Below are 24,600 nucleotides of genomic sequence, written 5' to 3' on the forward strand. Positions count from 1 at the left end.
GTAAGGAAAGAATATGTCTGAAATGACGCCTCGCGAAATCGTTCATGAATTGAACCGCCACATTATCGGTCAAGAAAAAGCCAAGCGTTCGGTTGCGATTGCACTTCGTAACCGCTGGCGCCGTATGCAGCTTGAAGAAAGCTTGCGTGCCGAAGTGACGCCAAAAAACATTTTGATGATTGGTCCTACTGGTGTTGGTAAGACTGAAATCGCACGCCGCCTAGCAAAACTGGCAAATGCACCATTCATCAAAGTTGAAGCGACAAAATTCACAGAAGTGGGTTACGTTGGTAAAGAAGTTGAAACCATCATCCGTGACCTGACTGATGTCGCGGTAAAAATGACGCATCAACAAGCGATGGAAAAAGTAAAATTCCGCGCTGAAGAGCAAGCGGAAGAACGCATTCTTGATGCGCTACTGCCACCAGCACGTGATAGCTGGGGTCAAGCAGAGCAAACGGAAGAGTCTTCTCACACTCGCCAGATTTTCCGTAAAAAACTGCGTGAAGGCCAACTAGACGATAAAGAAATTGAAATCGACGTAGCCGCACCACAAATGGGCGTAGAGATCATGGCGCCCCCAGGTATGGAAGAGATGACAAATCAGCTGCAAGGCATGTTCCAAAACCTGGCTGGCGATACTAAGAAAAAGCGTAAGCTGAAAATCAAAGACGCGATGAAAGCGCTAGCGGAAGAAGAAGCAGCGAAATTGGTTAACCAAGAAGAGCTAAAAGAAGCAGCGATTTTCAACGTTGAAAACAACGGCATCGTATTTATCGATGAGATTGACAAGATCTGTAAACGCGGTGAGAGCTCAGGCCCAGACGTTTCACGCGAAGGTGTTCAGCGCGACCTGCTTCCATTGATTGAAGGCAGCACGGTATCAACCAAGCACGGCATGGTAAAAACAGACCACATTCTGTTTGTTGCATCTGGTGCATTCCAAGTGGCAAAACCATCTGACTTGATCCCAGAATTGCAAGGTCGTCTACCAATTCGCGTTGAGCTAGAAGCACTAAGCAGCAACGACTTCAAACGCATTCTGACAGAGCCAAAAGCCTCTCTAACAGAGCAGTACGTTGCGTTGATGAAAACGGAAGATGTGGACATCGAGTTCACAGAAGATGGCATCACGCAAATCGCGGAAGCGGCATGGACGGTCAACGAAAGCACAGAAAACATCGGTGCTCGTCGCTTGCATACCGTTATGGAGCGCTTAATGGATGAAATCTCTTACGATGCAGCAGAGCAATCTGGCGCGAAGTTTGTTATCGATGCCGCTTATGTGAAAGAGCGCCTAGGCGACACGATTGAAGATGAAGATCTAAGCCGCTTTATTCTTTAATCGCAATCTATTTTACCAAAGCCCAGAACCTTGTTTCTGGGCTTTTTTGTTTAGAATGACGGTTACTGTGACAACACCTAGATCAAAAGATCTGGTCATTCTAGCGAGCTCAAGCGAGACTAAGAATCTAGTAACAGCGCACCCTGTTCTTTCCAGCTCACCTTAACCACCGCACAATCGGACGATAGATTCTGAATCACACTCGTTCCTCGTTGTTCAGAATGACGGTTACTGTGACAACATCTAAATCAAAAGATCTGGTCATGCTAGCGAGCTCAAGCGAGACTAAGAATCTAGTAACAGCGCACCCTGTTCTTTCCAGCTCACCTTAACCACCGCACAATCGGACGATAGATTCTGAATCACATTCGTTCCTCGTTGTTCAGAATGGCGGTGACTTTGACAACATCTAAATCAAAAAACCTAGTCATTCTAGCGAGCTCCAGCGAGACTAAGAATCTAATAGCGGCGTTATCCGTATCCTTCACTTTCCAAAAAGAGGGCTATTTTATCGCCTCAAATATTGAAACTGCTTTCCTTCTACTTCACCCTTTGACTTTTAGTTGAGTTGTTTTAGGTCAATAGCGTATCTGCCTCTTTGTGCTTATACTGGGCACATTGGTTACTAGCACGAAATTTCCATGAAACAATCTTTACAGATCTGGCTTGAAGCCGCTCGCCCAAAAACACTACCTCTGGCGTTAGTCTCTATCTTAACGGGTAGCGTACTCGCCTACTCGGCGGGTCATTTTTCACCGACAATTGCCATCATGGCTTTCGTAACCGCGACGTTGCTGCAAATTCTGTCCAACCTGGCAAACGACTATGGCGATGCCGTTCAAGGTACAGATAACGACAAACGCCTTGGCCCATTACGAGCGATGCAATCTGGCGCGGTAAGTGCGAAACAGATGAAACAGGCGATTATCTTTAACATCGTTCTGACCGCTATTTCTGGCTTGGTGTTAGTTTTCTATTCACTAAGTTCACTGGAAAGCATCGTGACGTTTATCGGGCTGGGAATTTTAGCCATCCTCGCGGCGATTGCTTACACCATGGGTAGCAAGCCATACGGTTACGTGGGGCTTGGCGATATTTCAGTTTTCTTGTTTTTTGGTTTACTCGGCGTATCCGGTACCTACTTCTTGCATACCGGTCACGTAGACACCACGCTATTCTTACCTGCTTTAGGCTGCGGTTTACTCGCTGTTGCAGTACTCAACATCAACAATATGCGTGATATCGAGAACGACCGAGAGTGTGGTAAACGCACAGTCGCAGTGCGTTTGGGTCAACGCAAAGCCAAGCAGTACCACTTTGTTTTACTTGGCGGTGCTATTCTTGCCTTTGCGGCTTACTTGTTAATTCAAGACAAACCCGTTTGGATTAGCTTGCCCTTTTTACTTAGTATTTATTTCGTGGCCGATCATGGTAAAGCGGTTTGGCATACACAAAAGCCCGCTCAGATAGCACCAATGATGCCAGTCATCGTGAAATGCTCTTTAGTCACCAACGTTTTGTTTGCAACAATTGTGGTAGCTCAAACTCTAGTAAGTTAAAAAAGGATTGTCATTGCATTGACTTAATGCCTAGATATACTCAAAGACAACCAATTTCTGTTTAGAAAGGTACGCTATGGAATACAATACCTCAGCACTCTGTGATATCTACCTCGATCAGGTAGATGTGGTTGAACCAATGTTCAGTAATTTTGGCGGTCGCGCTTCATTTGCCGGGCAAATCACCACCATCAAGTGTTTTGAAGATAATTCGTTGATCCGCGAGACATTAGAGCAAGATGGACTTGGTCGCGTTTTGTTAATTGACGGTGGCGGTTCCCTACGTAAAGCCCTTATCGATGCAGAAATCGCAACCATTGCGGAAGAAAACGAGTGGGAAGGCATTGTCGTTTACGGCTGTGTTCGTGAAGTAGATGAACTTGAAGATATGAACTTAGGCATTCAAGCCCTCGCCTCTATTCCTGTTGGAGCGACCAGCCAGGGTATCGGCGAATTAGATGTACCAGTCAACTTTGGCGGCGTCAGCTTTTTACCTGAAGATTATATTTATGCCGATAGCACCGGAATTATCCTGTCGCCTGAGCCATTGAATATTGATTTAGAGTTGGATGAAGAAGAATAACGAGTCTTAGGTACCTAAGTTATAGGACCTTCTCTTGGCTATCAGAATCGAGCTTGTCCTAACGATTTTCAACTTGCCCAAAACACAAACACCCGCTTAACGCGGGTGTTTTTAATTTGGAATGAAGAAGCCGGATTATTCCACTTCGTCCATTTTGCCAAGTAGTGCACGAATGCGCTCTTGCCATTGCGCATGCTCTTGCTGTGCTTGTTGTGCTTTTTGCTCTAGCTCTTCTCGTTGAGAGCGAAGCTCGTTCGCTTCTTCCGCAAGTTTTGCTTTATCTTCTTTCAGCTCTTCGACTTCCATCTGAAGAAGAGTGATTGTGTCAACTGCAGTTTGAATTTTAGATTCTAGTTGTTCTAGTACTTCAAAAGACATCTTGGCCTACCTATGTTATTCCGTTGGGACGATGTGCGAGATTGATGCACACCTAACCTATATAAGGTTCATTCTACTCAGCGTCGCGATGAGAAACACTCACTATATTCGATATTTCGCATCATTCGGTCAAAAAATCGGCGCAATCTCACTAAACGCTGACTTTTCTTATCGCCGAAGCATTTTTTAGCAAGGATTTTGCCTCCCGCCACGCTGAAAATCGCCCTAAGTATTGATCAAATTCAAGTTAGATAAAGTAAAAGCTCCGCAAAAAGGCAAACGTTTACCCTACGTTGTGATAGAATCGCCGCGCAAATTCTTCTTCCCTCTTGCTTACTTGGAGACATCATGAAACGCGATTTAGCAATGGCATTTTCCCGTGTGACTGAAGGTGCAGCTTTAGCTGGTTACAAATGGCTTGGCCGTGGCGATAAAAATGCAGCCGATGGCGCAGCTGTTGAAGTTATGCGCACCCTACTGAACAAAACAGATATCAGTGGTGAAATTGTCATTGGTGAGGGTGAAATCGATGATGCGCCAATGCTATACATTGGTGAGCAAGTGGGTATTGGTGGTGATGAAGTGGATATTGCAGTCGACCCGATTGAAGGGACGCGTATGACGGCAATGGGGCAATCTAACGCACTAGCCGTACTTGCCGCAGGTGAGAAAGGCAGCTTTCTTAAAGCGCCAGATATGTACATGGAAAAACTGGTTGTTGGCCCTGGTGCAAAAGGCGTGATTGACTTAGAAAAGCCGTTAAAAGAGAACCTAGAGAACGTAGCAAAAGCCCTGAACAAACCACTTGATACCTTAGTCGTTATTACCCTTGCGAAACCTCGCCACGATGACGTTATTGCAGAAATGCAAGCAATGGGCGTACGTGTCTTTGCGGTGCCTGATGGTGACGTGGCTGCCTCTATTCTGACTTGTATGCCAGACAGTGAAGTGGACATGATGTACTGTATTGGCGGCGCGCCAGAAGGGGTCGTATCAGCCGCGGTGATTAGAGCGCTAGACGGAGACATGCACGGTCGTCTACTTCCTCGTCATGAAGTAAAAGGCGATACTGAAGAAAACCGCATTTACGGCGCAGACGAACTAAAACGCTGCGATGAAATGGGCGTAAAAGCGAATGTTGTCCTCAAAATGGAAGACATGGCACGCAGCGACAACGTGGTATTCTCAGCAACAGGCATTACTAAAGGTGACTTGCTAGAAGGCATCTCTCGCCAAGGCAATATCGCAACTACAGAAACGCTGCTCGTACGCGGTCGATGCCGAACTATTCGTCGCATTAAGTCGACTCACTACCTAGATCGTAAAGATCCAGAAGTGCGTGATATTATTCTTTAAGCATTGTGTGAGGCTCTCGCTCAATCTGAGTGTGAGCCTTTCTTTCCGCACAACCAAGCAATAGATTCTGAATCACACTCGTTCCTCGTTGTTCAGAATGACGGTGACTTTAATAAGCTCTAAATCAAAAGAACTCGTCATTCTAGCGAGACTCAGAAATCTAGTAACAGCAAACTCCTATTCTTTCCTGCTCGCCTTAACCACTGCACAATCGGACGATAGATTCTGAATCACACTCGTTCCTCGCTGTTCAGAATGACGGTCACCACAGCAAGCTCAAAATCAAAAGAACTCGTCATTCTAGCGAGCTCCAGCGAGACTAAGAATCTAATAACAGCAAACTCCTATTCTCTCCCTCTCACCATAACCATTGCACAACCGAACGATAGATTCTGAAGCACACTCGTTTCTCGCTGTTCAGAGTGGCGATATATATTGGTTCGCATGAACATAGACCCAACAGATCCCCACTCAAACTAAGTCAACACTTTTCTTTACTAACCCTATCGCGCATAATATGTACTGACGTATAAATGGTGGGTATATGAAGACTGTAGATAGGATATTGCAAATCGTTAAGCGTGATGGTTCCGTCACTGCAAAACAACTCTCTTCTGAGCTGGGTATGACAACCATGGGGGCACGTCAGCACCTTCAGAGTTTAGAAGATGATGGCATCCTGTCTATTCATGACGTCAAAGTCAAAGTGGGTCGCCCCGCTCGCCATTGGTCTCTCACTCAAAAAGGTCATGAGCAATTTGCTGACCGTCACGGTGAGTTGACCATTCAGTTTATAGAGGCTGTCGAACACATTTTTGGCAAAGATGGACTGGACAAAGTCACATCGGAAAGAGAAAAACTCACGTTACAAAGTTATCGTCAGCACCTTGAGCAATGCAACTCTCTGCAAAGCAAACTAGAAACTCTTGTGACACTCAGAGAACAAGAAGGCTATATGGCCGAGCTTGAGCAAGATGAGAACGGATTTATCTTGATCGAAAATCACTGCCCGATTTGTAAAGCCGCAACTCGCTGCCCAAGCTTGTGCCAATCAGAATTAAGTGTCTTTCAGTCTTTACTTGGACGTGACACCAAAGTAGAGCGTACCGAACACATCATTAGCGGCCAAAGACGCTGCGTTTACCGCATCCAACAACTGCAGTAACCACCACAACCCAACATCGACATGTCGCACTTATTCAATCTCAAGCTTGAAAGGTTCTCTTATAAGTGAGACGGCTGAAGAATTCATCCTCTCCCCCCTTTCTAGTGGTATAGGCTTTTAGTAACTAAAGGCAATTTCCATAAGGATTTGGAGAGCATCGATGTCTACTCTACGTCACTACCCTTCTCAAACGCTTCCGCCATTCGATGAAATGGTTCGAATGGCAGAGCGAGATCCAGAAGCTTTTGAGCAATTTCGTCATGAAATGGCGAAAGAGATGATCGAAAGCGCATCAAAAAACATGCAAGAAAGACTGTGGGCTCAGCAAAGCCACATCGATAGGGTCATCAGCACGTGTAAAAACCCTCACCACACCAATGTGGTATTGATGAACGAATTACAAAAACAGGTCGTGAAGTTCAGAGCGGCGCTACAAGGGGAAACGGCACCGACTCAAAAAGCGGATGTGGTTAGTTTAGAGGCATTTAAAGGTAGGGATGATTTTTACTGATACTCAGTAGATAGATCGAGAAAGTTAGGGTTCGTTTCTCTTACCAAGGCTAACTTCCACTCACGCTTCCACTGCTTGAGCTGCTTTTCTCGGTTTATGGCAGTTGCCATATCTTCGAATAACTCAAAGTAAACGAGCTTATGAACGTTGTATTTCTTGGTAAATCCCTCAACTACTCCGTTTTTATGCTGCCATATTCTTTGAGGCAGCTGACTGGTAACACCAATGTAAAGAACGGCGTTGTTGTTTGACGTTAGGATATAAACGCAAGGTGTCCTATCGATGATTCATTCTCCTTCATGATTCGCTGTTACTTTTCCATTGTAATTCACTCGCTCAGTTCAAACTCGGAGCGCTCTGTGCGTAGATTCTGAATCACGCTCGTCCCTCGCTGTTCAGAATGACGGGTACAATAGCAAGCTCTATATCAAAAGAGTTCGTCATTCTAGCGAGCCTCAGCGAGACTAAGAATCTGGTATCAGCAAGCTCCTACTCTTTCACACTCAGCTTAGCCACTGCTCAACCGGATGATAGACTCTGAATCACCTCGTTCTTCGTTGTTCAGAATGACGATGACTTTATCAGCCTCTAAACCAAAAAGGATCGTCATTCTAGCGAGCCTTAGCGAGACTAAGAATCTAGTAACATCAAGCTCCTATTCTTTCCCGCTCAGCTTAAACACTGCTCAAGCGGACGATAGATTCTGAATCACGCTCGTCCCTCGCAGTTCAGAATGACGGTGAGTTTAACAGCCTCTAAATCAAAAGAGTTCGTCATTCTAGCGTGCCTCAGCGAGACTAAGAATCTACTTTCAGCACGCACGATACTTGAAGCAATTACTCCGGCTCAGGGCCATATTGGTTTGGTCCTGATGTTCCCTTTAAGAAACCACATTCAATTAGAATCCATAAACCACAAATCAGAGAAATGGAAGCGACGAACATCTGTGGGGTCGACGGCTCTTGCGCGGCAGGGCTGGTCATTGGCGTGGCAATTCGTCCGATAATCAGCGGAATATTCAGTGCTAGCCAATAGATCGATTTGTTGCGGTCGTGCCAACGCTTGGTGGTGTTCGCCAAATCAGGGATCAACAAAATCACCAAGAAAATAGGGAGAAGTAAATAGGAGAAAGTAGGAAATAGCTTACTGATTCCAGCACCAAAACCTAGAATAGAGACATAGTAAATGACGTTCCAAATCCAGTAAGTTTTACGGTTTATACGTCCTTGAAAAGAAAACAGTAACTCTTTAGTCGACATCAAATTTTACCCCAAAATAGAAAGGTTATAGATTAGCCGAGTCGATATAGTTTGGAAAGGACACCGATAGCTTGGGTGCCCACAACGCCCATATAAAAAGCAGAGCCAGGCTGAGAATTCGTAACAATAACCCCTCGCTATTCTCGGGCAATTCAGCGCAACCTAGTTCACTACCTTTTGGAAGCTATCTATATCCATGTCTCGGATATTGACCGTTAAACTGTGCACGTGACTAGCTTGCTCTTGAAGTGTCGCCATCAAGGCTCGTGACAGTTCTCGCTTTTGTTCTTGGGAGCGACCAGATAACAAATCAAAGTTGATATGGATAAAATCGAGGCTATCTCCCTCCTCTCCTATTAACCAATTGTGGCACCGGAGCGTTCTAGATTTCACCGACGCGAGTTCAAAAAGGCCACTTTCTAACGCCGTTTTATGTAAATCCTCCAGTAACCCCTGAACATTGACGCGTTCTTCCACCGAGTTTGAATACTCTAAAACGAGATTTGGCATTTTGATTCCTTTCTACAACAATTAATTCCAGCGCGTAGTAATACCAATCTCAGCAGCAATTTCCGAGGAATGAACTATCATTCTGTCTACGCGATCACCAATCGGTTGCTTTTAACAAAAATAACAGGATCGATGCTTGGTCGAATCAGTAAAGAAAGCCGGACAAGACATGACGCCAATCATGATCTGTTCACATTATTCTGTTATATTCCTACGTAGATTTTTTACATTAATTGACTATTTACATTAAAGATAAGGGAGATATTCCTATGCGTCGTCCTGTAGTGATGGGTAACTGGAAACTAAACGGCAGCAAAGCAATGGTAACTGAGCTGCTAACTGGTCTTAACGCTGAGCTTGAAGGCGTTGAAGGTGTTGACGTAGCAGTCGCTCCACCAGCACTTTACATCGACCTAGCAGAGCGCGTAATCGCTGAAGGCGGTAACAAGATCATCCTAGGTGCTCAAAACACTGACCTAAACAACAGCGGTGCGTTCACTGGCGATATGTCTCCAGAAATGCTGAAAGATTTCGGTGCTACTCACATCATCATCGGTCACTCAGAGCGTCGTGAATACCACAACGAATCTGACGAGTTCATCGCGAAGAAATTCAACTTCCTAAAAGAAAACGGCCTAACTCCTGTTTTCTGTATCGGTGAATCTGAAGCGCAAAACGAAGCTGGCGAAACTGAAGCTGTATGTGCACGTCAAATCAACGCAGTTATCGACACTTACGGTGTTGAAGCTCTAAACGGCGCAATCATCGCTTACGAACCAATCTGGGCTATCGGTACTGGTAAAGCAGCAACAGCTGAAGATGCACAGCGCATCCACGCTTCTATCCGCGCACTTATCGCTGCGAAAGACGAAGCAGTTGCAGCACAAGTAATCATCCAATACGGTGGTTCTGTTAAGCCAGAAAACGCTGAAGCTTACTTCTCACAACCAGACATCGACGGCGCTCTCGTTGGCGGTGCTTCTCTAGACGCGAAAAGCTTCGCAGCAATCGCTAAAGCAGCGGCTAAAGCAAAAGCTTAATCTCGTTATTACTGAGAGTAGAAATAACAAAGGGATGCATCATGCATCCCTTTTTGTTTGTGTATTAGATTACACACAATCATCTTAACTAAAGTCTAATCACTACCAAATAGGTCTCGCGTGTACACCTTATCAGCCACATCAGTAAGTTCTTCAACCATACGGTTAGAGACAATCACATCGGCGCTTTGTTTAAACTCATTAAGATCTTTAATTACACGTGAGTTAAAGAATTCCTCTTCCTGAAGTACTGGCTCATACACCACCACTTCAATGCCCTTTGCCTTGATACGCTTCATAATACCTTGAATAGACGAAGCGCGGAAATTATCCGAGCCGGCTTTCATTATCAAACGGTAGATCCCAACCACTTTAGGTTCTCGTTTGAGAATAGACTCAGCAATAAAGTCTTTACGAGTGCGATTGGCTTCCACTATGGCCCCAATAATACTGTTTGGGACATCTTGATAGTTTGCACGAAGTTGCTTGGTATCTTTTGGTAAACAATAACCACCATATCCAAATGAAGGATTGTTGTAGTGGTTACCAATACGGGGGTCCAAACCAACACCTTCGATAATTTGGCGAGAATCAAGATTATGCGCCTCAGCGTAAGAATCTAACTCATTGAAATAAGCTACGCGCATTGCAAGGTAAGTATTTGAGAACAACTTAACCGCTTCAGCTTCTGTAGAATCAGTAAACAAAACTGGGATGTCTTCTTTTACCGCCCCTTCAACCAGAAGGTTGGCGAATGTCTCAGCACGTGCACTGCGCTCACCAACAATGATGCGAGATGGGTGGAGGTTATCGTAAAGTGCTTTGCCTTCGCGAAGAAACTCTGGCGAGAAAATAATATTTTCACAACCTAACTCTTGCTTAATGCGTGCAGTATAACCCACAGGCACTGTAGACTTAATTACCATTACAGCATTTGGATTAATCGCCATTACATCTTTTATCACCGCTTCGACGGAAGCCGTATTAAAGTAATTGGTTTGTGGGTCATAATCCGTTGGCGTTGCTATAACAACAAAATCAGCACCTTTGTAGGCGAGCTCTTTGTCCGTGGTAGCAGTAAAGTCTAGTTCTCGATTAGACAGAAAATCTTCAATTTCTTTATCTACAATGGGTGAACACTTGTTGTTAAGCAACTCAACTTTTTTTTCTACAATATCAAGTGCAACAACTTGGTGGTTTTGGGCTAACAACATCGCATTAGAGAGCCCGACATACCCCGTACCGGCAACCGCTATTTTCATTCCAATACCCTAATCTTTAGTTCTTATATCAGAATATCAATAGTTTTAATTTTTGGATAGTGAAACAATATTGTGCAACCTAAGCTTCATACATTAGAAAATAAAAAAGCGGCACATTGGCCGCTTTTATACATCGTACTGTTCTATGGGTTTAGTCTAACTGAGTTGATAAGTAACGCAGATAGGCGTTACGTAAGCGAATCTTATTCTCTTCAAAGTAATAGCTACCATAACGACCACGGTTGAAGTAACGACGTAGCATGCTGTTGTCCATGATAAGCTCATCACCTTGTCCATCACTTAAGAAATTGACGTCATTGCCTACTCGCGTCATCACATTAAAGTCATAAGCTTCGTTGCCTCGAACCTGCAACAAGCCAGGTGACATATCTCGCCAAGGTGTTAGTGGTAGCTTGACTGACACAGCGACAAACTGCTCTTCATCAGTATCTTTGTACTTAGTAACCTGGTAAGTAGCAGAAACCTCAATATCCTCAAACCAATGCGATGTTGTTAGCTTAGCACCAACATCACCCCGCCAAAACTCACCCGCTGTCGCGTTAAACTGCCAATCCCATTCGGGCATTGAAAAAGTATAGCGAGCTAGCGAAGTTTGACGATCGAGAGTTTCATAGCCATTTTCATCTTTCTCATCGACATGCTGGAAGTAGCTCATTTCCAAACTCAAAGCGTGCGCACCAGACTGAGAAAACCATGTAGACTCACTTCTCGCGCCAATATAATCTGTTTTCGCCAAACCGACGGATACTTGGTTCGCAATATCGACATAAGGTAAACGGAAGAATTGGTGCAGCATTGCGCGTTCGATATCATTTTCGTAAGCACTATCCTCAAAGTATCCCCATTTTTCATAATCGTCAGTTTCCGCTAACGGCAAAATATGGCGAACATCGACAGCAGCGCCAGACCAAAGGTAGGTATATAAGTTACTCGACATCGCAAAAGAGTAGTCATAAACACCAAACTCGGTCGCAACGGCATGACGAACCATTGGTGAAAAGACAAGTTGAGAGTCTAGTGCGCCGCTATTTACGCGCTCTGTTTTCCAGTTAACCAACTCAAGTTTTTCGGCTAAATCTCGTGTCGTGAATTTAATATCCTCGCACGCAGCAGAACCATTGATAAAACTCTGATAGCACGTTGAATTCGCTTGCACACTAACAACGGGCTTTTGGTTTGCGAGCATAAATAGCTCAATACGCTCTGAATCACCACCCACTTCTGATACCGCATTTTGACCTAGGTGGCTAGAGATGATCCCCATAGCAACACCTAAACCATCTACTTGGTTATGGTTATAACGACGGTTTTCTAGCGCCACTACTGTTGTTTGATTCAGCAAACCGATTTGAATATTCACAAAGCCTTCATTACGAAGCGCGCTCACTAAAGCAGAGATAGAAGCCTCTTTAGCTTTATTCTGCTCCAAAGACAGCTTTTCCATTAACGTGAGATTATTGCGCGAGTAATCGCGAGAACGTGTATACCCAGTAACTAGAGGTACTGAAAGTGCCGCGTTCCAAATATTTTGTTCATCAGTATTGTGGCCAGAGTAGAGCTGATAACTGAGCGAGGCTGTCACATCATAAGGCAATGTGCCTTGTGGGGTAAAAAGCTTAACCGAAGAGTTAAACTCCACAGCATCGTATTCTCCGCTAACCTGTAAAAAGCTCAATGGTTGATATTCAATACCACCGAATGGGCCATCCATCACACCTAATTCAATATCAGAAAGCCCATAACCTGCAGAAACGCGAACCGGAGCAAAGTCGAACGAGTAATCTGCAACTGCGTATTTAGTGCTGAACTGATTCCCGGCGCCACCCAAATCCTGAATACCTAGAGCAAAGTCGAGATTCTCCGAACCCCAAAAGTTAGGGACCTGATACTTGAAAGACATAGATAAATCACGAATGTCTCCACAATCATAAAAACAGTTGGAGGTGTAATCATCTGTGACGATTCTTCCGTGAGCTTCTAACCCCTCAAGCAAGCCAAACGAAAACTTAAGAGAATCTAAATCTTGAACTGCCGTCCTAAATGGTAAGCCTTGAGCGTACGTAAAAGAAAAATCGCCGTAATTTAAAGACTGTGCATTGGGCGTAAAAGTCAATCCGGTAAAGCTTTGGTTCGAAGGCAGCGTCGCCAACTCCTGAGCGGTAAGAGAAGTACTTACCAGTAGCGGCAGCGATAATGCTGCTATCCCTGTTTTTATCGTTTTCTGTGCCATCAGTTTTAGCCACTGTTAATGTATTGAATACAGAAAAAGGCACTCAGAAGTGCCTTTTTGAGATTACGACATGTTCACGTTACGCTCGTAGTAAACAAACCACCACTGCGAGCACCAAGACAACATATCTTATTAATTTTTCTATTATTTACCAACCAGACAAAAGCATCAAGTTTCACTTGCATTACTTTGCTTTGGTTCAAAAGTATATAACTCCGCAGTGCGAGTATTTTGCTTCCATACGAGATCTTCAATGCCATCCACCGGATTAAAGCCTGTAGGAGCATCGAGTAACAAGCGACGAATCACTTCGTGTTGGAAGTTGTGACAGGCGACATCGAGCTTGTCGATTAAGACTTCATACTCTTTTAGTGGTAGGTAACTTTCTTGCGCGGTCATAATACGTGCGTGTGCCGTTTCGGAAACATTGTCATCTCCAATCAACAGCTCTTCATATAACTTCTCTCCCGGTCTCAAACCTGTGAAGAGAATCTCTATATCGCCATGAGGATTGTTTTCATCTTTAACTTCAAGCCCTGACAGGTAAACCAAGTTCTTCGCTAGATCGACAATCTTAACGGGCTCCCCCATATCGAGAACAAATACATCGCCACCTTTACCCATCGCCCCAGCTTGAATAACCAACTGGGCAGCTTCTGGAATTGTCATAAAGTATCGAGTAATGTCTTTGTGGGTGACCGTAATAGGTTCTCGCTTCTCAATCTGTTTTTTGAATACAGGAATTACCGAGCCAGACGAACCCAAAACATTACCAAAGCGCACCATACAGAAACGCGTACCCAGATTAGGGTTGCTCTCACGAATTCGGTTTTGTTGCTGTGCCAACGCCTGTAGACCCAACTCAGCCATGCGTTTAGTCGCACCCATCACGTTCGTTGGTCTAACAGCCTTATCAGTAGAAATAAGAACAAAATTCTTCACACCTGCATCAATCGCCGCTTGCGCTGTATAGTAAGTGCCAAACACATTGTTTCTTACACCTTCAACAACGTTGTACTCCACCAGCGGAACATGTTTGTACGCCGCAGCATGGTAAACCGTGTCCACTTCAAAGGCTTTCATGGTAGTTTCTAAGCGATTTTGTCTCTGCACAGAGCCAACCAATGGAACGACGACAATGCTCAGATTGTTAGCTTTAATGATTTGACTCAATTCACTGTGCACCTGATACAACGCAAATTCAGACAGTTCAAATAAGATCAATGATTTTGGCGAGTAGTTTAAAATCTGACGACATAACTCAGAACCAATTGAGCCACCAGCTCCCGTCACCATGACTACTTGATTCTTGATGTTCGCTTCCATTAATACTTGTTGCGGCTGAACAGGGTCTCGACCTAACAAATCACCAATCGGAACCTCTTTCAGTTCATCAATTTTCGCCTTACCCGTAAGGATATCTTTCATATCTGGAACGGTTTGGATTTCAACAGGCAGTTTAGAAATTCTATCTAAGACTTCCTTACGGCGTTTGTTTGAAGCGCTAGGAATAGCAAGTAAGATTTTTTTTACTTCATACTTTCTAATCGCCTTCATCGCGTTATCCGCTGTATAGACTCGGTAACCCATTAGCATTGTGTTTTGAAGCGTTTTGTCTTCGTCGACAAAGCCAATAACTCGGTAGGTTTCTGATTGTCGCAGCGCAAACGCAAGCTCACGACCGGCACTACCCGCACCATAAATAAGAACTGGCGCTCCAGCTTTGTGTACCGATTGAGCAACCAAGCTCCTTACCAACAGACGGCTAGTCCCTACTCCGATCGCAAGAAAAGCGGCATAAATAAAAGGAATCGAGCGTGGTAGTTGGGCATCAAATGCGAAAGCAAAACTGGCCACACAAAGCGCAGATAGAATCGTACCCAACCCGACGACTGCCAGCACATGAAAGCCTAAATAGCGTAGCACCGCTCGATAGAGGCCAAACGAGACAAAAACAGCAAGCGTACACACAATGGTTGCCAACAGTACATAGTTACTGCTTATATCTGGAAGTGGGCGGAATTCACCAATGCGAGACCAATAAGCAAACATAAAAGCAGCAGAGATAATAAAGAAATCCACTCCGATACTAATAAGGCGCTTTTGATATCTCGGTAAAGACCAAATGACGTTAAGTTTGGAATTATTTTCAATCATGACAGTATGTAAGCCTCATTACCCCAAGTTTATTTTTAGAGTTTGGTGGTAATGCTAGTTAATATTATGAGATAGCCTGAGCAAAGATTATACAACCTGATGATTATGTATAGAACCATTAATTGCATATTCTCTCACTGCATCGCATCTTTTAAGCAATCTGCGTAGCAGACATTTTACATTTTCATCAAGTGGTGGGACGCTGTTACAGGAAAACATAAATAACGACATATTAAAGCACTATTATTTATGCGTCCCACTTAGACTGAACTGGTTTACTTCTGCGCTTCTAACAACACTTCACGGATCACACCGCACGTTTTAGCGACTTCTTCTGACGATAATGTTGGATGAACCAAAAACATTAAACTGGTTTCACCTAACTGCACTGCATTCGGCAAACGTTTTTCTGGTCGCCATGGCGTATTATCAAATGCTTTTTCTAAATACACCTCAGAGCAGCTACCTTGATAAGCCGGAACACCACGTTCCACAATGGTTTCCACAATGCGATCTCTCGTCCAGCCCTCTGCCAAATGTTTAGGCTCAACAAAAAGGTAATGTTTGTATTCAGCGTGCTGCGAATGCTCAGGTACGTGAACGCGTCGAACAATATTGAGATCTGCAACAGCCTCATCGATTTGTGCCGCATTGGCTTGGCGTTTTGCCGTCCACTCTGACATGCGAGTCAATTGAATACGACCAACCACAGCTTGTAGCTCAGTCATACGCCAGTTGGTTCCAAAGCTGTCGTGCAACCAGCGAAAACCTGGTGGATGCTGACGGTTATAAATCGCGTCATAGTTTTTACCATGATCTTTGTAAGACCACATTTTTGACCACAAACCTTTATCATTCGTGGTCACCATGCCGCCTTCACCGCCTGTCGTCATGATCTTATCTTGACAGAATGACCAAGCACCAATGTGACCGATTGTGCCGACACTGCGCCCTTTGTATTTTGCGCCATGTGCTTGAGCACAATCTTCAATAACATAAAAACCATGTTTTTCTGAAAGCGCCATGATGGCATCCATTTCTGCCGGCATACCAGCCAAATGAACAACGATGACCGCTTTAGTCTTAGGAGTTAGGACCGCTTCAATCGACGCTGCCGTAATGGCTTGGCTGTTTAGATCTACATCCGCAAAAACAGGATTAGCACCAGCCGTAACAATAGAAGACGCAGAAGCAAGAAACGTTCTAGGCGTCGTAATAACCTCGTCCCCTTCACCAATCGCTAACGCTTTAAGCGCGACATCGAGTGCAAGGGTACCGTTGCTTAGTGCAACAGCATGATCACATCCAACCCAAGCTGCGAATTCTTTTTCGAACTCGCGGCACTCACTACCCGTCCAGTAGTTTACTTTGTTTGACAGTAGTACACGACTAACTGCGTCGGCTTCTTCTTGAGTAAAAGAAGGCCATGGAGAAAATGGAGTATTAAGCACGATGTCACCTAAATAAAAATTATTCTGAGAATGTTATTTTGAATTTACGAGCTGTGCAGGCGTACCCACAACAGTTTGCAAATCTGGTACATGGTTCAGGACAGTCGCGCCGGCTCCTACCATTACGCCCGTACCAATGGAAATAAGTTGTTTAACTTGGCTTCCGATACCGAGCCAAGAACCTTCCCCGACAGTTACCCCGCCCGCAAGATTACAACCAGGGCTAACATGAACGCCATCCGCTAAATGGCAGTCATGATCTATCGTTGAGGCCGTGTTAATAATGCATGCTTTACCAACTTTGACAAAAGGATTGATGACAGCACCAGCCATGACCACCGTACCTTTATCAAGCTGACTATGCCGACTAATTGTGGCCCTAGGGTGCTCTAGTACAGAGAATTTAGCGCCAGCTATACTCAGTTGCTTCTGCTTTTCTAACCTGACTTTATTATTGCCGATGGCTATCACCGTTAGATCAAACTGTGCCGCTATCTTTAACAAGGCTTCGGAATTCCCTTTGACTGGCCAATGCTCAACATTTTGCAACTCCGGCCAGCGGTCATCAAAAAACTCAATGTTTGTATAACCATTTAGCTCCGCAATTTCAGCAACGACTTTACCGTGACCACTAGCGCCTAAAATTGCGCAAGTTCTATTCATGGATTTCGCTCTGCTTTGATTGACCAGTAAAAGGTTCTATCGTGACATGGCCATCTGCCGATATTCCTTCCTTCACAAACACTTTTTTAACGGTTAGGAACAGAATTTTGATATCTAGCCACAGATTACGATTATCGACATACCAGACATCAAGCTTAAACTTATCTTCCCAACTAATCGCATTACGCCCATTAATTTGAGCCCAGCCCGTTACGCCAGGCCTGACTTCGTGACGTCTTGCTTGCTCTTTACTATAAAGAGGTAAGTACTGCATTAATAAAGGACGTGGCCCCACTAAACTCATCTCACCTTTCAATACGTTCCACAACTCCGGAAGCTCATCTAGGCTCGAGTTTCTCAACTTGTCTCCGAACGGAGTCATTCGCTCGGAATCAGGAAGTGGATTCCCTTGTGCATCGACCGCATCTTTCATGGTACGGAACTTAACCATTTCAAACGGCTTACCATGCAAACCAGGACGTGTTTGACGAAACAATACAGGCGAGCCTAAGTTCTTACGTATTTTCCAAGCCACGAGCGCGATAATTGGCGAAAGTAAAATAAGGCCACATAAAGAAGCCGTGAAATCAAATATCCTTTTCATTAGATAGTCCCATGATTTTTAAAATCTCCGCATTAACTTTATGGACATCAAATTTTTCATATGCCATATCGTGACTGCTTTTGCCCATTTCCTGCCACTTGTCTTGGTTCTCGATAAACCAGATCATTTTTTCTGCAAGCTGTTCTGCATTGGCTTTTTCAACTAACCAACCATTTTCGCCATCAATTACCGTTTCTCTACAACCTGGCACATCAGTGGTTAAGATTGGTCTACCCATCGCCATCGCCTCTAACACTGTACGAGGCATTCCTTCATGATAAGAGGGCAGTACATAAATAGCGCAGTTTTCAATAAATGGACGCACATCTGTGGTTGCGCCACTGTATTTAATCGCTCCCGACTCAGTCCATTGGTGAACCTCATCAAGCTTAATACCATCAGGAGATGGGTCTTCAGGGCCAACTAACTCAAATACCGCTTCAGGATACTTCTGCTTAACTAACTTAGCAGCTTGAGCGTATTCTCTTATCCCTTTATCGCCTAGTAACCGGGCAATTAACAGAAAGTGTGGAGTAGAAGGTAAAGGAGATAAGCTGTAATGGCTGAGATCGACCCCCGAACCATTTACGAGAAAACATTTTTCTTTTGGGACAATGCCTTCATCAATAAAGACTTGCATGTTGTCTCTGTTTTGAAAAATAACGCCTTTAGACTTCTTCAATGCTAAACGGTATAGGAGTCTAACAAGAAAATTGAGTAAGTTTTTTGCAAATCCACCTTTTTGGAAAGCATAGCCAAGACCAGTAACTAAAGCATAAAAGTTATTAATCTTAGTGATTCTTGCCGATAACCCTCCCCAGATTATAGGCTTAATAGTATACGCTAAAATATAATCTGGCCGATTTTTATAGAAAACCTCTATCAAGTTCTTTAAAGTTTTTATATCTGATATTGGATTTAATCCATTTCTGGATACGTGATAGCCCAGATACTTAGAACCAATTATATTCAATTGTTCTATTTCATTCACTTTAGCCCCACTAGCCATAGAAACAACAGCTAAACCTTTTTGAGAAAAAGATCTAATAAGCTCTCCTCTAAAATTAATCAATGATTGAGGTAGAGCACCTATTATGTAGCAATTCATGAAACTATCCTATTCTGTTTTTCATTATATAGAAGAATAAGTGGAACCATTAAAAAAAACCAAAACAATGGCTGTCTAATTAGGTTGTGAGTTAATAGATAAGGCATCATAAACATTAAAATAAACATATAGTTTAAATTTTTGCAACACAATCTAATTATAGCCAACAAAAACAATAAAAAACCAAACAGACCATAACTAAAGAGGATGTTTCCAAAAGTAGAGTGTAACTCTAATTGATAGTAATCATCGATTATAAATGAGTTTAATCGTGAGTATATCCCTTCTCCGGCACCAAAAATAATTAAATCTAAATGATTAAAAATTCTGTCGTATCCTCTTTCCTTAAAAAACTCGTCAATACTAGAAGTTGATATTTTATCATCCATTCTCACCATAACCTCAGAAAAATAGTAGTCAATATTTGACGAGATAAAATATATAAACAAAATAAAAACCAAAAAAAATAACACTACTTTTTGATAGCCGACATACATAAAGTTAACAAACAAAATAGATGCCATTACAACCGCAAAAATTGCAGCAACCGACTGTGAAGCAATAGACACAACAATCATTAACATCAGGGTAATCAAAGTTAGAGTTTTATATTTATAAGTAACCAAACGCCTGTAATCAATAGAAAAAAATACTAATATCACGCTAATCAACATAACATACGACGCTAATTGATTTGGATTGTTGAATGTCAAAGAATATCTAGTCCCATAATCAGGAGGTAATATTAAAAGAAGTGAAACTAGTATCAAACCTATAAAAAGACTTAATAAGACAAAATGATTAACCATTAAAATATTATTATTCTTAGAATATATAGTCTCGATCGTGACAATCAATACAAATGCATAGGTTAGATTATATGTATAATATATAGAGGTCTTTATTGCTTCTGGATTAGAATAAATAATTGATAATGATATGTTAATGACCCACGTATAAAGAACAAAAAAACAAAAAATATTTAAAATCATTTTTTTATCATTGGAAAAACAAACCTTATTTTTCAATGAATATACTATAAAACACAAGATGCCTAATATTGAAAGAAAATCAGATATCTGAGGAAGACCACTACTCCATAAATACAATGGTTTCATTAATATAGAAGTGACAATACAAAATAAAGTAACATTTATTAGTTTCATAGCGAAAACTTACTAATTAAAACTCTTCTTAAATATCTACAAAAAGCGTAAGTTTTTATAAACTTTATAAACGTTGATGATATTAAATCTTTCTCTCTTAAAATGTCATATGTCTCAAACTGCCCTTTCTGCATTTTCCACAAGTCACCAGTTAGACCTCCTTCTCCAAATGGACTTTTGTAGGAAAATGCCAGCGTAGCATCAATAAAAACCGCTTGCTTTTTATTTAATATAATTTCCATCCAGAGTAAGAAATCCTCTGAATATTTCTTTTTTTCTTTAAACCTAAAGCTATCATCGTTAACCACCATAACACTTCTTGTACAAACTTTATTAGAGACAAACATACTTTTAGGTGTCAGCTCTACAATTTTTAATTGATTTTTTTTAGTATTGCCGCGATGTGCATCTTCAAACAGCTCTGAACCATGGCATGAAAAGTAAATATCTTTATTTTCGACCATTACTTTATATTGAATCTCCAGTTTACTTTTATGCCATGAGTCATCAGAATCTAAAAAAGCAATAAACTTTTGACTAGAGCTATTCCAACCAACATTTCTTGCAGTTCCGGGCCCTGAGTTTTTGTTAAGTTCAATGATTTTAATTCGAAGTGAAGAATATTTATCTTTCAAATATTCTAAGCATGGAACAGTTTTGTCAGAGCTTTTATCATCAACAAGAATAACCTCATATGGTAGCCTTGTTTGCTTAGATATTGATTTGACAGCACGCTCAATAGTTGAAGAACAGTTATAGCATGGTATAACGACTGAGATAGGTAGGAAGTTACTTTCCATTTATTGGCGCCTCTATAAAATTCAATCTTGATTTCTGGCAATATTCCTCTGTACTAAGTACAGTTGCTGTTGGGTTATTTAATGCGTAAGAAATTGAGCTATACATTGAGTTGTTTTTCAAACTTAATCCTTTATCGTTACCAACAAATAAGTTAAATTCTTCACACTTTTTGTGATACTCGTATAGTATATATGGAACTTTTAGTGTATATGCAGCTACCGCACCATGTAGTCTAGCACTAACCATCAAGTCTAAATTATTGATTAATGATATGGTTTTTTCAATCCCGCAACTAGAATACGATATTATTTTACAGTTGATACCAGAATTAATTAATCGATAATACAATCTATTATTTAACTTCTGATCTCCAATAATAGAGTGTGTATTTAAATTAAATAAAGTAACTTCCAGATTAATAAATTTTGACAACTTTAATATTGAATTATAAAAATCCTCACAAAAGCTCCTCATTTCCTCTGGATTATTAACGTTATTACAAGGCGAAAATCCTACTTTAATAAAATCACTATCTTCTTTATGAAAATTATATATCTCTGGAATCAAGCCTGCCAAATCACAACTTTGAACAATCTTACTATCGAGTTCAAAACTATTAACAATATCAAATGAAGTTTTATCTCTAACAGATATATATTTAAATTTAGATAGTTTTTGTTTTACTTTTAATTCGTCGTGAGAATTAATAAATGGACCTACAGAAACTCCCAATGCAAATAGTTGTGCTCCACTGTAACTATCAACGAACTCTCTCACACTAGAACTTACATTTGAAAATAATGAGCCACCACTATACACAACCGTTTCACTATTAATTGCATTTGATAAACTATTCCATAATCTGTAGCTTTTACCTAAAAAACCATGGCTGGAATAGATGTTAAGCATTTTTTCATTTGGAATAGAATAGTACACATTACTATTATCTACTTTAGGACCAATAATCTTAACATTATTTTCATTCCAATACTTTGCTGCTCCGTGAGAAGATATTGACGAAAACAGATCATCACCAAAATTTCTCATGCCATAAAAGCCAGTAAACATATACCTATACTTTCTTGTACTCATTAATAAATCTCAAGTTAATAACAAAAATAAAGAACAATAAAATCAAAAACTCAGAAATAACTGTCGTATAAGCAGCCCACATGGCTCCATAACTAGGGATAAGCAAGACATTTAAGACTAAGTTTAAAGCAGCAACAAAGCACATTATTTGGAATTTTCTTTTAATTAAAACCTCTAAACTAAATAATAAACCAAGACATGTGGATGCAAATTTAATAGGAATGCAAAAAACTAACAAATAAATATAACTCAAGGCCTCCAAATAACTTTCACCGAAAAAGTAACCAACCAAGTATTCAGAAATAAAGTATATAAATATGGCTATAAAAAAACCTACTAAAAATGATATCGGAGTCCAAACCTTAAATATTAATATAATATTTTCATTCTTCTCATAATACCATCTATGCACTATAGGTAATAAATACTTCTGAAACACTACACTAGGTAAAATATAGGCAACGGATATTATTATATAGGAAACAGTATATAATCCAGCAGATTTAGAAGATATGAAATATTCAATAATTATTATATCACTCTGATAATATATCAAATATAAGATGCCACTAAATCCATACATCCAACCAAGACTAAAAACATTCTTAACATTAATCTCGGTAGAGTCATATGATTCTAGATTTTTATTACTATTTAACTTTAATCTATTCTCAACGTCATGTAAATTAACTGTAGCATATACAATGAAAATAAATGCCAGCATCGAATAAGAAAGGCTTAATGTGACTATATTAAATGAAAATCCAAATAATACCAGAAGATATATAACAATTAACCTTGAAGCTATATATGTGAAATTTAATATTGAATAGGATTTATAATTTCCTTCAATCTGATACTTGGTGTTCAATAACTGAAGCATCAATTGAGCTACTATTATTATAGAAAGAACTCTTAGTATAAACCCCGTTTGATCTCCACCATAAATTAAAAAACTTATAGAAAAAAGTAAGATATTTGCAGTAATTGTTGTTAATAATATATATGATATATACGTTTTTTTTCCTTTACTAGCTGAGCTACCATACTCGCCATAAAGTCTTAATAGAACCTGCTGGATTCCTAACCCTGCAAGCGGAGAAAGTAGCATCACCATATTATATGCTGCAGAGAAACTTCCAAATTCATCAACATTAAGCTGTTTTGCTATAGTCCATTGAATCAATAGCCCCACAAACCCGACACCTGCAGAGCTTATTAACAAGCTGAATATTGAGCTAATTGATGTGCTCATAGATATAATGCTTTTCTGACATACCAGTTAATGGCTAATTTTATACCAATATTAATTCGTATCATGTGATCATAGTTAAGATTAATATTAGCTTTACTTATAGAAGCTTGAGAATGCCTCACATCACCAGCTCGGAAATCACGATAAACCAGCTTACCCTCGACTTTTATACCATTTTCATTCAGCGCATTTTTAATTGCATAGTACAAATCATTCAACGTAGTTCTATCACCAACAGCTACGTTGTAGACTTCGTCTTTTGCATCTTCTTCCGCTGTTGCTGCTAACAGGTTCATTTGTACTACGTTATCGATGTAACAAAAATCTCGGCTTGTTTCGCCATCACCATTAATGTAGACATCTTCACCATTGATCATTGCTGCTGTCCATTTTGGAATTACCGCAGCGTAAGCGCCGTTTGGATCTTGTCGGCGACCAAATACATTGAAATAACGAAGCCCTATCGTTTTAAAACCGTAAGTACGGGCGTATACACCAGCATAAAGCTCATTTACGTATTTAGTGACTGCATAAGGAGAAAGTGGGTTACCGATATTTTCTTCCACTTTTGGCAATGCTGGATGGTCACCGTATGTCGAGCTGCTTGCAGCATAAGTAAAGCTGCTTACCCCTTCTTCTTTTGCGGCATCCAACATATTTAAGAAGCCGGTAATGTTCGCTGCGTTTGTCGTTAGTGGATCAGCGATAGAGCGTGGTACAGAACCGAGTGCTGCTTGGTGTAGTACGTAATCAACACCTTTTACGGCTTGTTGGCACGTTTTCGGCTCACGGATGTCTCCTTCAATAAAGGTAAAACGATCCCACTGTGCTTCACTTACTAGGCTTTTTACTTCATCTAAGTTGTGTTGATGGCCTGTCGCGAAGTTATCTAAACCCACTACGGTTTGATCAAGCTTGAGTAATTTTTCCAGTAGGTTTGAGCCAATAAAGCCCGCAACACCCGTTACTAACCACGTCTTTGGTGATTCAACTAGTTCTTGTTGGATTTGTTCGTATTTGGTCATTGTGTTTTTCCGTGTGGGGAAGGTCTAGGGTCTAGGGTCTAGGGTCTAGGGTCTAGGGT

Annotated in this window: 23 protein-coding genes; 7 read left to right on the forward strand and 16 right to left on the reverse strand. The window is 41.4% G+C overall.

What is annotated here, in order from left to right:
• Positions 1-13: 13 nt before the first annotated feature.
• The 3 genes from hslU (at position 14) to rraA (ending at position 3,487) form a co-directional block, all read left to right on the forward strand.
• Entirely contained in the window at positions 14-1,345 is a 1,332-nt protein-coding gene (hslU, locus tag FR741_RS14120; RefSeq protein ID WP_006742475.1) for an HslU--HslV peptidase ATPase subunit, read from the forward strand.
• A gap of 641 nt (positions 1,346-1,986) precedes the next feature.
• The gene (locus FR741_RS14125; protein WP_047009017.1) at positions 1,987-2,904 is read left to right on the forward strand and encodes a 1,4-dihydroxy-2-naphthoate polyprenyltransferase; all 918 of its coding nucleotides are present in this window, start codon (positions 1,987-1,989) and stop codon (positions 2,902-2,904) included.
• 76 nt (positions 2,905-2,980) lie between these two features.
• Positions 2,981-3,487: a ribonuclease E activity regulator RraA gene (gene rraA / locus FR741_RS14130; protein WP_005397954.1), complete on the forward strand. Its 507-nt coding sequence runs from the start codon at positions 2,981-2,983 to the stop codon at positions 3,485-3,487.
• 135 nt (positions 3,488-3,622) lie between these two features.
• On the opposite strand, the gene zapB is transcribed toward rraA, so the two are convergent.
• Complete coding sequence (zapB, locus tag FR741_RS14135) at positions 3,623-3,865, reverse strand: cell division protein ZapB (protein WP_005379536.1); 243 nt, start codon at positions 3,863-3,865, stop codon at positions 3,623-3,625.
• Positions 3,866-4,213: 348 nt separating this feature from the next.
• Between zapB and glpX the strand changes: the two genes are divergently transcribed.
• The 3 genes from glpX (at position 4,214) to FR741_RS14150 (ending at position 6,897) form a co-directional block, all read left to right on the forward strand.
• A complete protein-coding gene (gene glpX / locus FR741_RS14140) occupies positions 4,214-5,221 on the forward strand; it encodes a class II fructose-bisphosphatase (RefSeq protein WP_005383180.1) in 1,008 nt (335 codons plus the stop codon).
• A gap of 544 nt (positions 5,222-5,765) precedes the next feature.
• On the forward strand, positions 5,766-6,386 hold the full coding sequence (locus tag FR741_RS14145; protein ID WP_053809483.1) for a helix-turn-helix transcriptional regulator: 621 nt from the start codon (positions 5,766-5,768) through the stop codon (positions 6,384-6,386).
• A 160-nt stretch (positions 6,387-6,546) separates the two neighbouring features.
• Positions 6,547-6,897: a DUF3135 domain-containing protein gene (locus tag FR741_RS14150; protein ID WP_164666532.1), complete on the forward strand. Its 351-nt coding sequence runs from the start codon at positions 6,547-6,549 to the stop codon at positions 6,895-6,897.
• Here FR741_RS14150 and FR741_RS14155 read toward each other — a convergent pair.
• The 3 genes from FR741_RS14155 to FR741_RS14165 all read right to left on the reverse strand — a co-directional run bounded on the left by FR741_RS14155 (position 6,891) and on the right by FR741_RS14165 (position 8,666).
• Positions 6,891-7,184 (reverse strand): GIY-YIG nuclease family protein, encoded by a 294-nt coding sequence (locus FR741_RS14155; protein ID WP_395219149.1) that lies wholly within the window; start codon positions 7,182-7,184, stop codon positions 6,891-6,893. The two genes, FR741_RS14150 and FR741_RS14155, sit on opposite strands and share 7 nt — an antisense overlap.
• 549 nt (positions 7,185-7,733) lie before the next feature.
• Positions 7,734-8,156 (reverse strand): DUF805 domain-containing protein, encoded by a 423-nt coding sequence (locus FR741_RS14160; RefSeq protein WP_167426977.1) that lies wholly within the window; start codon positions 8,154-8,156, stop codon positions 7,734-7,736.
• A 162-nt stretch (positions 8,157-8,318) separates the two neighbouring features.
• Complete coding sequence (locus tag FR741_RS14165) at positions 8,319-8,666, reverse strand: 5-carboxymethyl-2-hydroxymuconate Delta-isomerase (protein WP_017820736.1); 348 nt, start codon at positions 8,664-8,666, stop codon at positions 8,319-8,321.
• A 269-nt stretch (positions 8,667-8,935) separates the two neighbouring features.
• Between FR741_RS14165 and tpiA the strand changes: the two genes are divergently transcribed.
• Positions 8,936-9,706, forward strand: a complete 771-nt coding sequence (gene tpiA / locus FR741_RS14170) for a triose-phosphate isomerase (protein WP_005384863.1) — start codon at positions 8,936-8,938, stop codon at positions 9,704-9,706.
• 95 nt (positions 9,707-9,801) lie between these two features.
• Here tpiA and FR741_RS14175 read toward each other — a convergent pair whose 3' ends face one another.
• The 12 genes from FR741_RS14175 to FR741_RS14230 form a co-directional block, all read right to left on the reverse strand.
• Complete coding sequence (locus FR741_RS14175) at positions 9,802-10,968, reverse strand: nucleotide sugar dehydrogenase (protein WP_167426978.1); 1,167 nt, start codon at positions 10,966-10,968, stop codon at positions 9,802-9,804.
• Between the two features lie 151 nt (positions 10,969-11,119).
• Positions 11,120-13,219: a YjbH domain-containing protein gene (locus FR741_RS14180; RefSeq protein WP_233059789.1), complete on the reverse strand. Its 2,100-nt coding sequence runs from the start codon at positions 13,217-13,219 to the stop codon at positions 11,120-11,122.
• Positions 13,220-13,387: 168 nt separating this feature from the next.
• Positions 13,388-15,376, reverse strand: coding sequence for a polysaccharide biosynthesis protein (locus tag FR741_RS14185; protein ID WP_167426979.1), 1,989 nt, complete (start codon positions 15,374-15,376; stop codon positions 13,388-13,390).
• Positions 15,377-15,651: 275 nt separating this feature from the next.
• Entirely contained in the window at positions 15,652-16,827 is a 1,176-nt protein-coding gene (locus FR741_RS14190) for a DegT/DnrJ/EryC1/StrS family aminotransferase (RefSeq protein ID WP_167426980.1), read from the reverse strand.
• Positions 16,828-16,860: 33 nt separating this feature from the next.
• A complete protein-coding gene (locus FR741_RS14195; protein WP_167426981.1) occupies positions 16,861-17,490 on the reverse strand; it encodes an acetyltransferase in 630 nt (209 codons plus the stop codon).
• A complete protein-coding gene (locus tag FR741_RS14200; RefSeq protein ID WP_167426982.1) occupies positions 17,483-18,094 on the reverse strand; it encodes a sugar transferase in 612 nt (203 codons plus the stop codon). The genes FR741_RS14195 and FR741_RS14200 overlap by 8 nt, the downstream gene beginning before the upstream one ends.
• Complete coding sequence (locus FR741_RS14205) at positions 18,078-19,202, reverse strand: glycosyltransferase family 4 protein (protein WP_167426983.1); 1,125 nt, start codon at positions 19,200-19,202, stop codon at positions 18,078-18,080. Before FR741_RS14205 ends, FR741_RS14200 begins: the two co-directional genes overlap by 17 nt.
• Positions 19,199-20,368: a hypothetical protein gene (locus FR741_RS14210; protein WP_167426984.1), complete on the reverse strand. Its 1,170-nt coding sequence runs from the start codon at positions 20,366-20,368 to the stop codon at positions 19,199-19,201. The genes FR741_RS14205 and FR741_RS14210 overlap by 4 nt, the downstream gene beginning before the upstream one ends.
• The gene (locus tag FR741_RS14215) at positions 20,365-21,168 is read right to left on the reverse strand and encodes a glycosyltransferase family 2 protein (RefSeq protein WP_167426985.1); all 804 of its coding nucleotides are present in this window, start codon (positions 21,166-21,168) and stop codon (positions 20,365-20,367) included. Before FR741_RS14215 ends, FR741_RS14210 begins: the two co-directional genes overlap by 4 nt.
• Positions 21,158-22,237: a polysaccharide pyruvyl transferase family protein gene (locus FR741_RS14220; protein ID WP_167426986.1), complete on the reverse strand. Its 1,080-nt coding sequence runs from the start codon at positions 22,235-22,237 to the stop codon at positions 21,158-21,160. The genes FR741_RS14215 and FR741_RS14220 overlap by 11 nt, the downstream gene beginning before the upstream one ends.
• 4 nt (positions 22,238-22,241) lie before the next feature.
• On the reverse strand, positions 22,242-23,516 hold the full coding sequence (locus tag FR741_RS14225) for an oligosaccharide flippase family protein (protein WP_167426987.1): 1,275 nt from the start codon (positions 23,514-23,516) through the stop codon (positions 22,242-22,244).
• Entirely contained in the window at positions 23,513-24,541 is a 1,029-nt protein-coding gene (locus FR741_RS14230; RefSeq protein ID WP_167426988.1) for an NAD-dependent epimerase/dehydratase family protein, read from the reverse strand. Before FR741_RS14230 ends, FR741_RS14225 begins: the two co-directional genes overlap by 4 nt.
• Positions 24,542-24,600: the final 59 nt, after the last annotated feature.

The organism is Vibrio diabolicus, from assembly GCF_011801455.1.
GTDB classification, from domain to species: domain Bacteria; phylum Pseudomonadota; class Gammaproteobacteria; order Enterobacterales; family Vibrionaceae; genus Vibrio; species Vibrio diabolicus.

What these genes read in the sequence shown, in the direction of transcription:
- FR741_RS14200 (WP_167426982.1), bottom strand. Translation starts at nt 18,094, where the DNA reads ATGAAAAGGATATTTGATTTCACGGCTTCTTTATGTGGCCTTATTTTA.
- FR741_RS14195 (WP_167426981.1), bottom strand. Translation starts at nt 17,490, where the DNA reads ATGAATAGAACTTGCGCAATTTTAGGCGCTAGTGGTCACGGTAAAGTC.
- FR741_RS14225 (WP_167426987.1), bottom strand. Translation starts at nt 23,516, where the DNA reads ATGAGCACATCAATTAGCTCAATATTCAGCTTGTTAATAAGCTCTGCA.
- FR741_RS14160 (WP_167426977.1), bottom strand. Translation starts at nt 8,156, where the DNA reads ATGTCGACTAAAGAGTTACTGTTTTCTTTTCAAGGACGTATAAACCGT.
- FR741_RS14215 (WP_167426985.1), bottom strand. Translation starts at nt 21,168, where the DNA reads ATGGAAAGTAACTTCCTACCTATCTCAGTCGTTATACCATGCTATAAC.
- FR741_RS14180 (WP_233059789.1), bottom strand. Translation starts at nt 13,219, where the DNA reads ATGGCACAGAAAACGATAAAAACAGGGATAGCAGCATTATCGCTGCCG.
- FR741_RS14205 (WP_167426983.1), bottom strand. Translation starts at nt 19,202, where the DNA reads ATGAATTGCTACATAATAGGTGCTCTACCTCAATCATTGATTAATTTT.
- tpiA (WP_005384863.1), top strand. Translation starts at nt 8,936, where the DNA reads ATGCGTCGTCCTGTAGTGATGGGTAACTGGAAACTAAACGGCAGCAAA.
- zapB (WP_005379536.1), bottom strand. Translation starts at nt 3,865, where the DNA reads ATGTCTTTTGAAGTACTAGAACAACTAGAATCTAAAATTCAAACTGCA.
- FR741_RS14150 (WP_164666532.1), top strand. Translation starts at nt 6,547, where the DNA reads ATGTCTACTCTACGTCACTACCCTTCTCAAACGCTTCCGCCATTCGAT.
- FR741_RS14210 (WP_167426984.1), bottom strand. Translation starts at nt 20,368, where the DNA reads ATGAAACTAATAAATGTTACTTTATTTTGTATTGTCACTTCTATATTA.
- rraA (WP_005397954.1), top strand. Translation starts at nt 2,981, where the DNA reads ATGGAATACAATACCTCAGCACTCTGTGATATCTACCTCGATCAGGTA.
- FR741_RS14165 (WP_017820736.1), bottom strand. Translation starts at nt 8,666, where the DNA reads ATGCCAAATCTCGTTTTAGAGTATTCAAACTCGGTGGAAGAACGCGTC.
- hslU (WP_006742475.1), top strand. Translation starts at nt 14, where the DNA reads ATGTCTGAAATGACGCCTCGCGAAATCGTTCATGAATTGAACCGCCAC.
- FR741_RS14220 (WP_167426986.1), bottom strand. Translation starts at nt 22,237, where the DNA reads ATGTTTACTGGCTTTTATGGCATGAGAAATTTTGGTGATGATCTGTTT.
- FR741_RS14230 (WP_167426988.1), bottom strand. Translation starts at nt 24,541, where the DNA reads ATGACCAAATACGAACAAATCCAACAAGAACTAGTTGAATCACCAAAG.
- FR741_RS14175 (WP_167426978.1), bottom strand. Translation starts at nt 10,968, where the DNA reads ATGAAAATAGCGGTTGCCGGTACGGGGTATGTCGGGCTCTCTAATGCG.
- glpX (WP_005383180.1), top strand. Translation starts at nt 4,214, where the DNA reads ATGAAACGCGATTTAGCAATGGCATTTTCCCGTGTGACTGAAGGTGCA.
- FR741_RS14185 (WP_167426979.1), bottom strand. Translation starts at nt 15,376, where the DNA reads ATGATTGAAAATAATTCCAAACTTAACGTCATTTGGTCTTTACCGAGA.
- FR741_RS14145 (WP_053809483.1), top strand. Translation starts at nt 5,766, where the DNA reads ATGAAGACTGTAGATAGGATATTGCAAATCGTTAAGCGTGATGGTTCC.
- FR741_RS14125 (WP_047009017.1), top strand. Translation starts at nt 1,987, where the DNA reads ATGAAACAATCTTTACAGATCTGGCTTGAAGCCGCTCGCCCAAAAACA.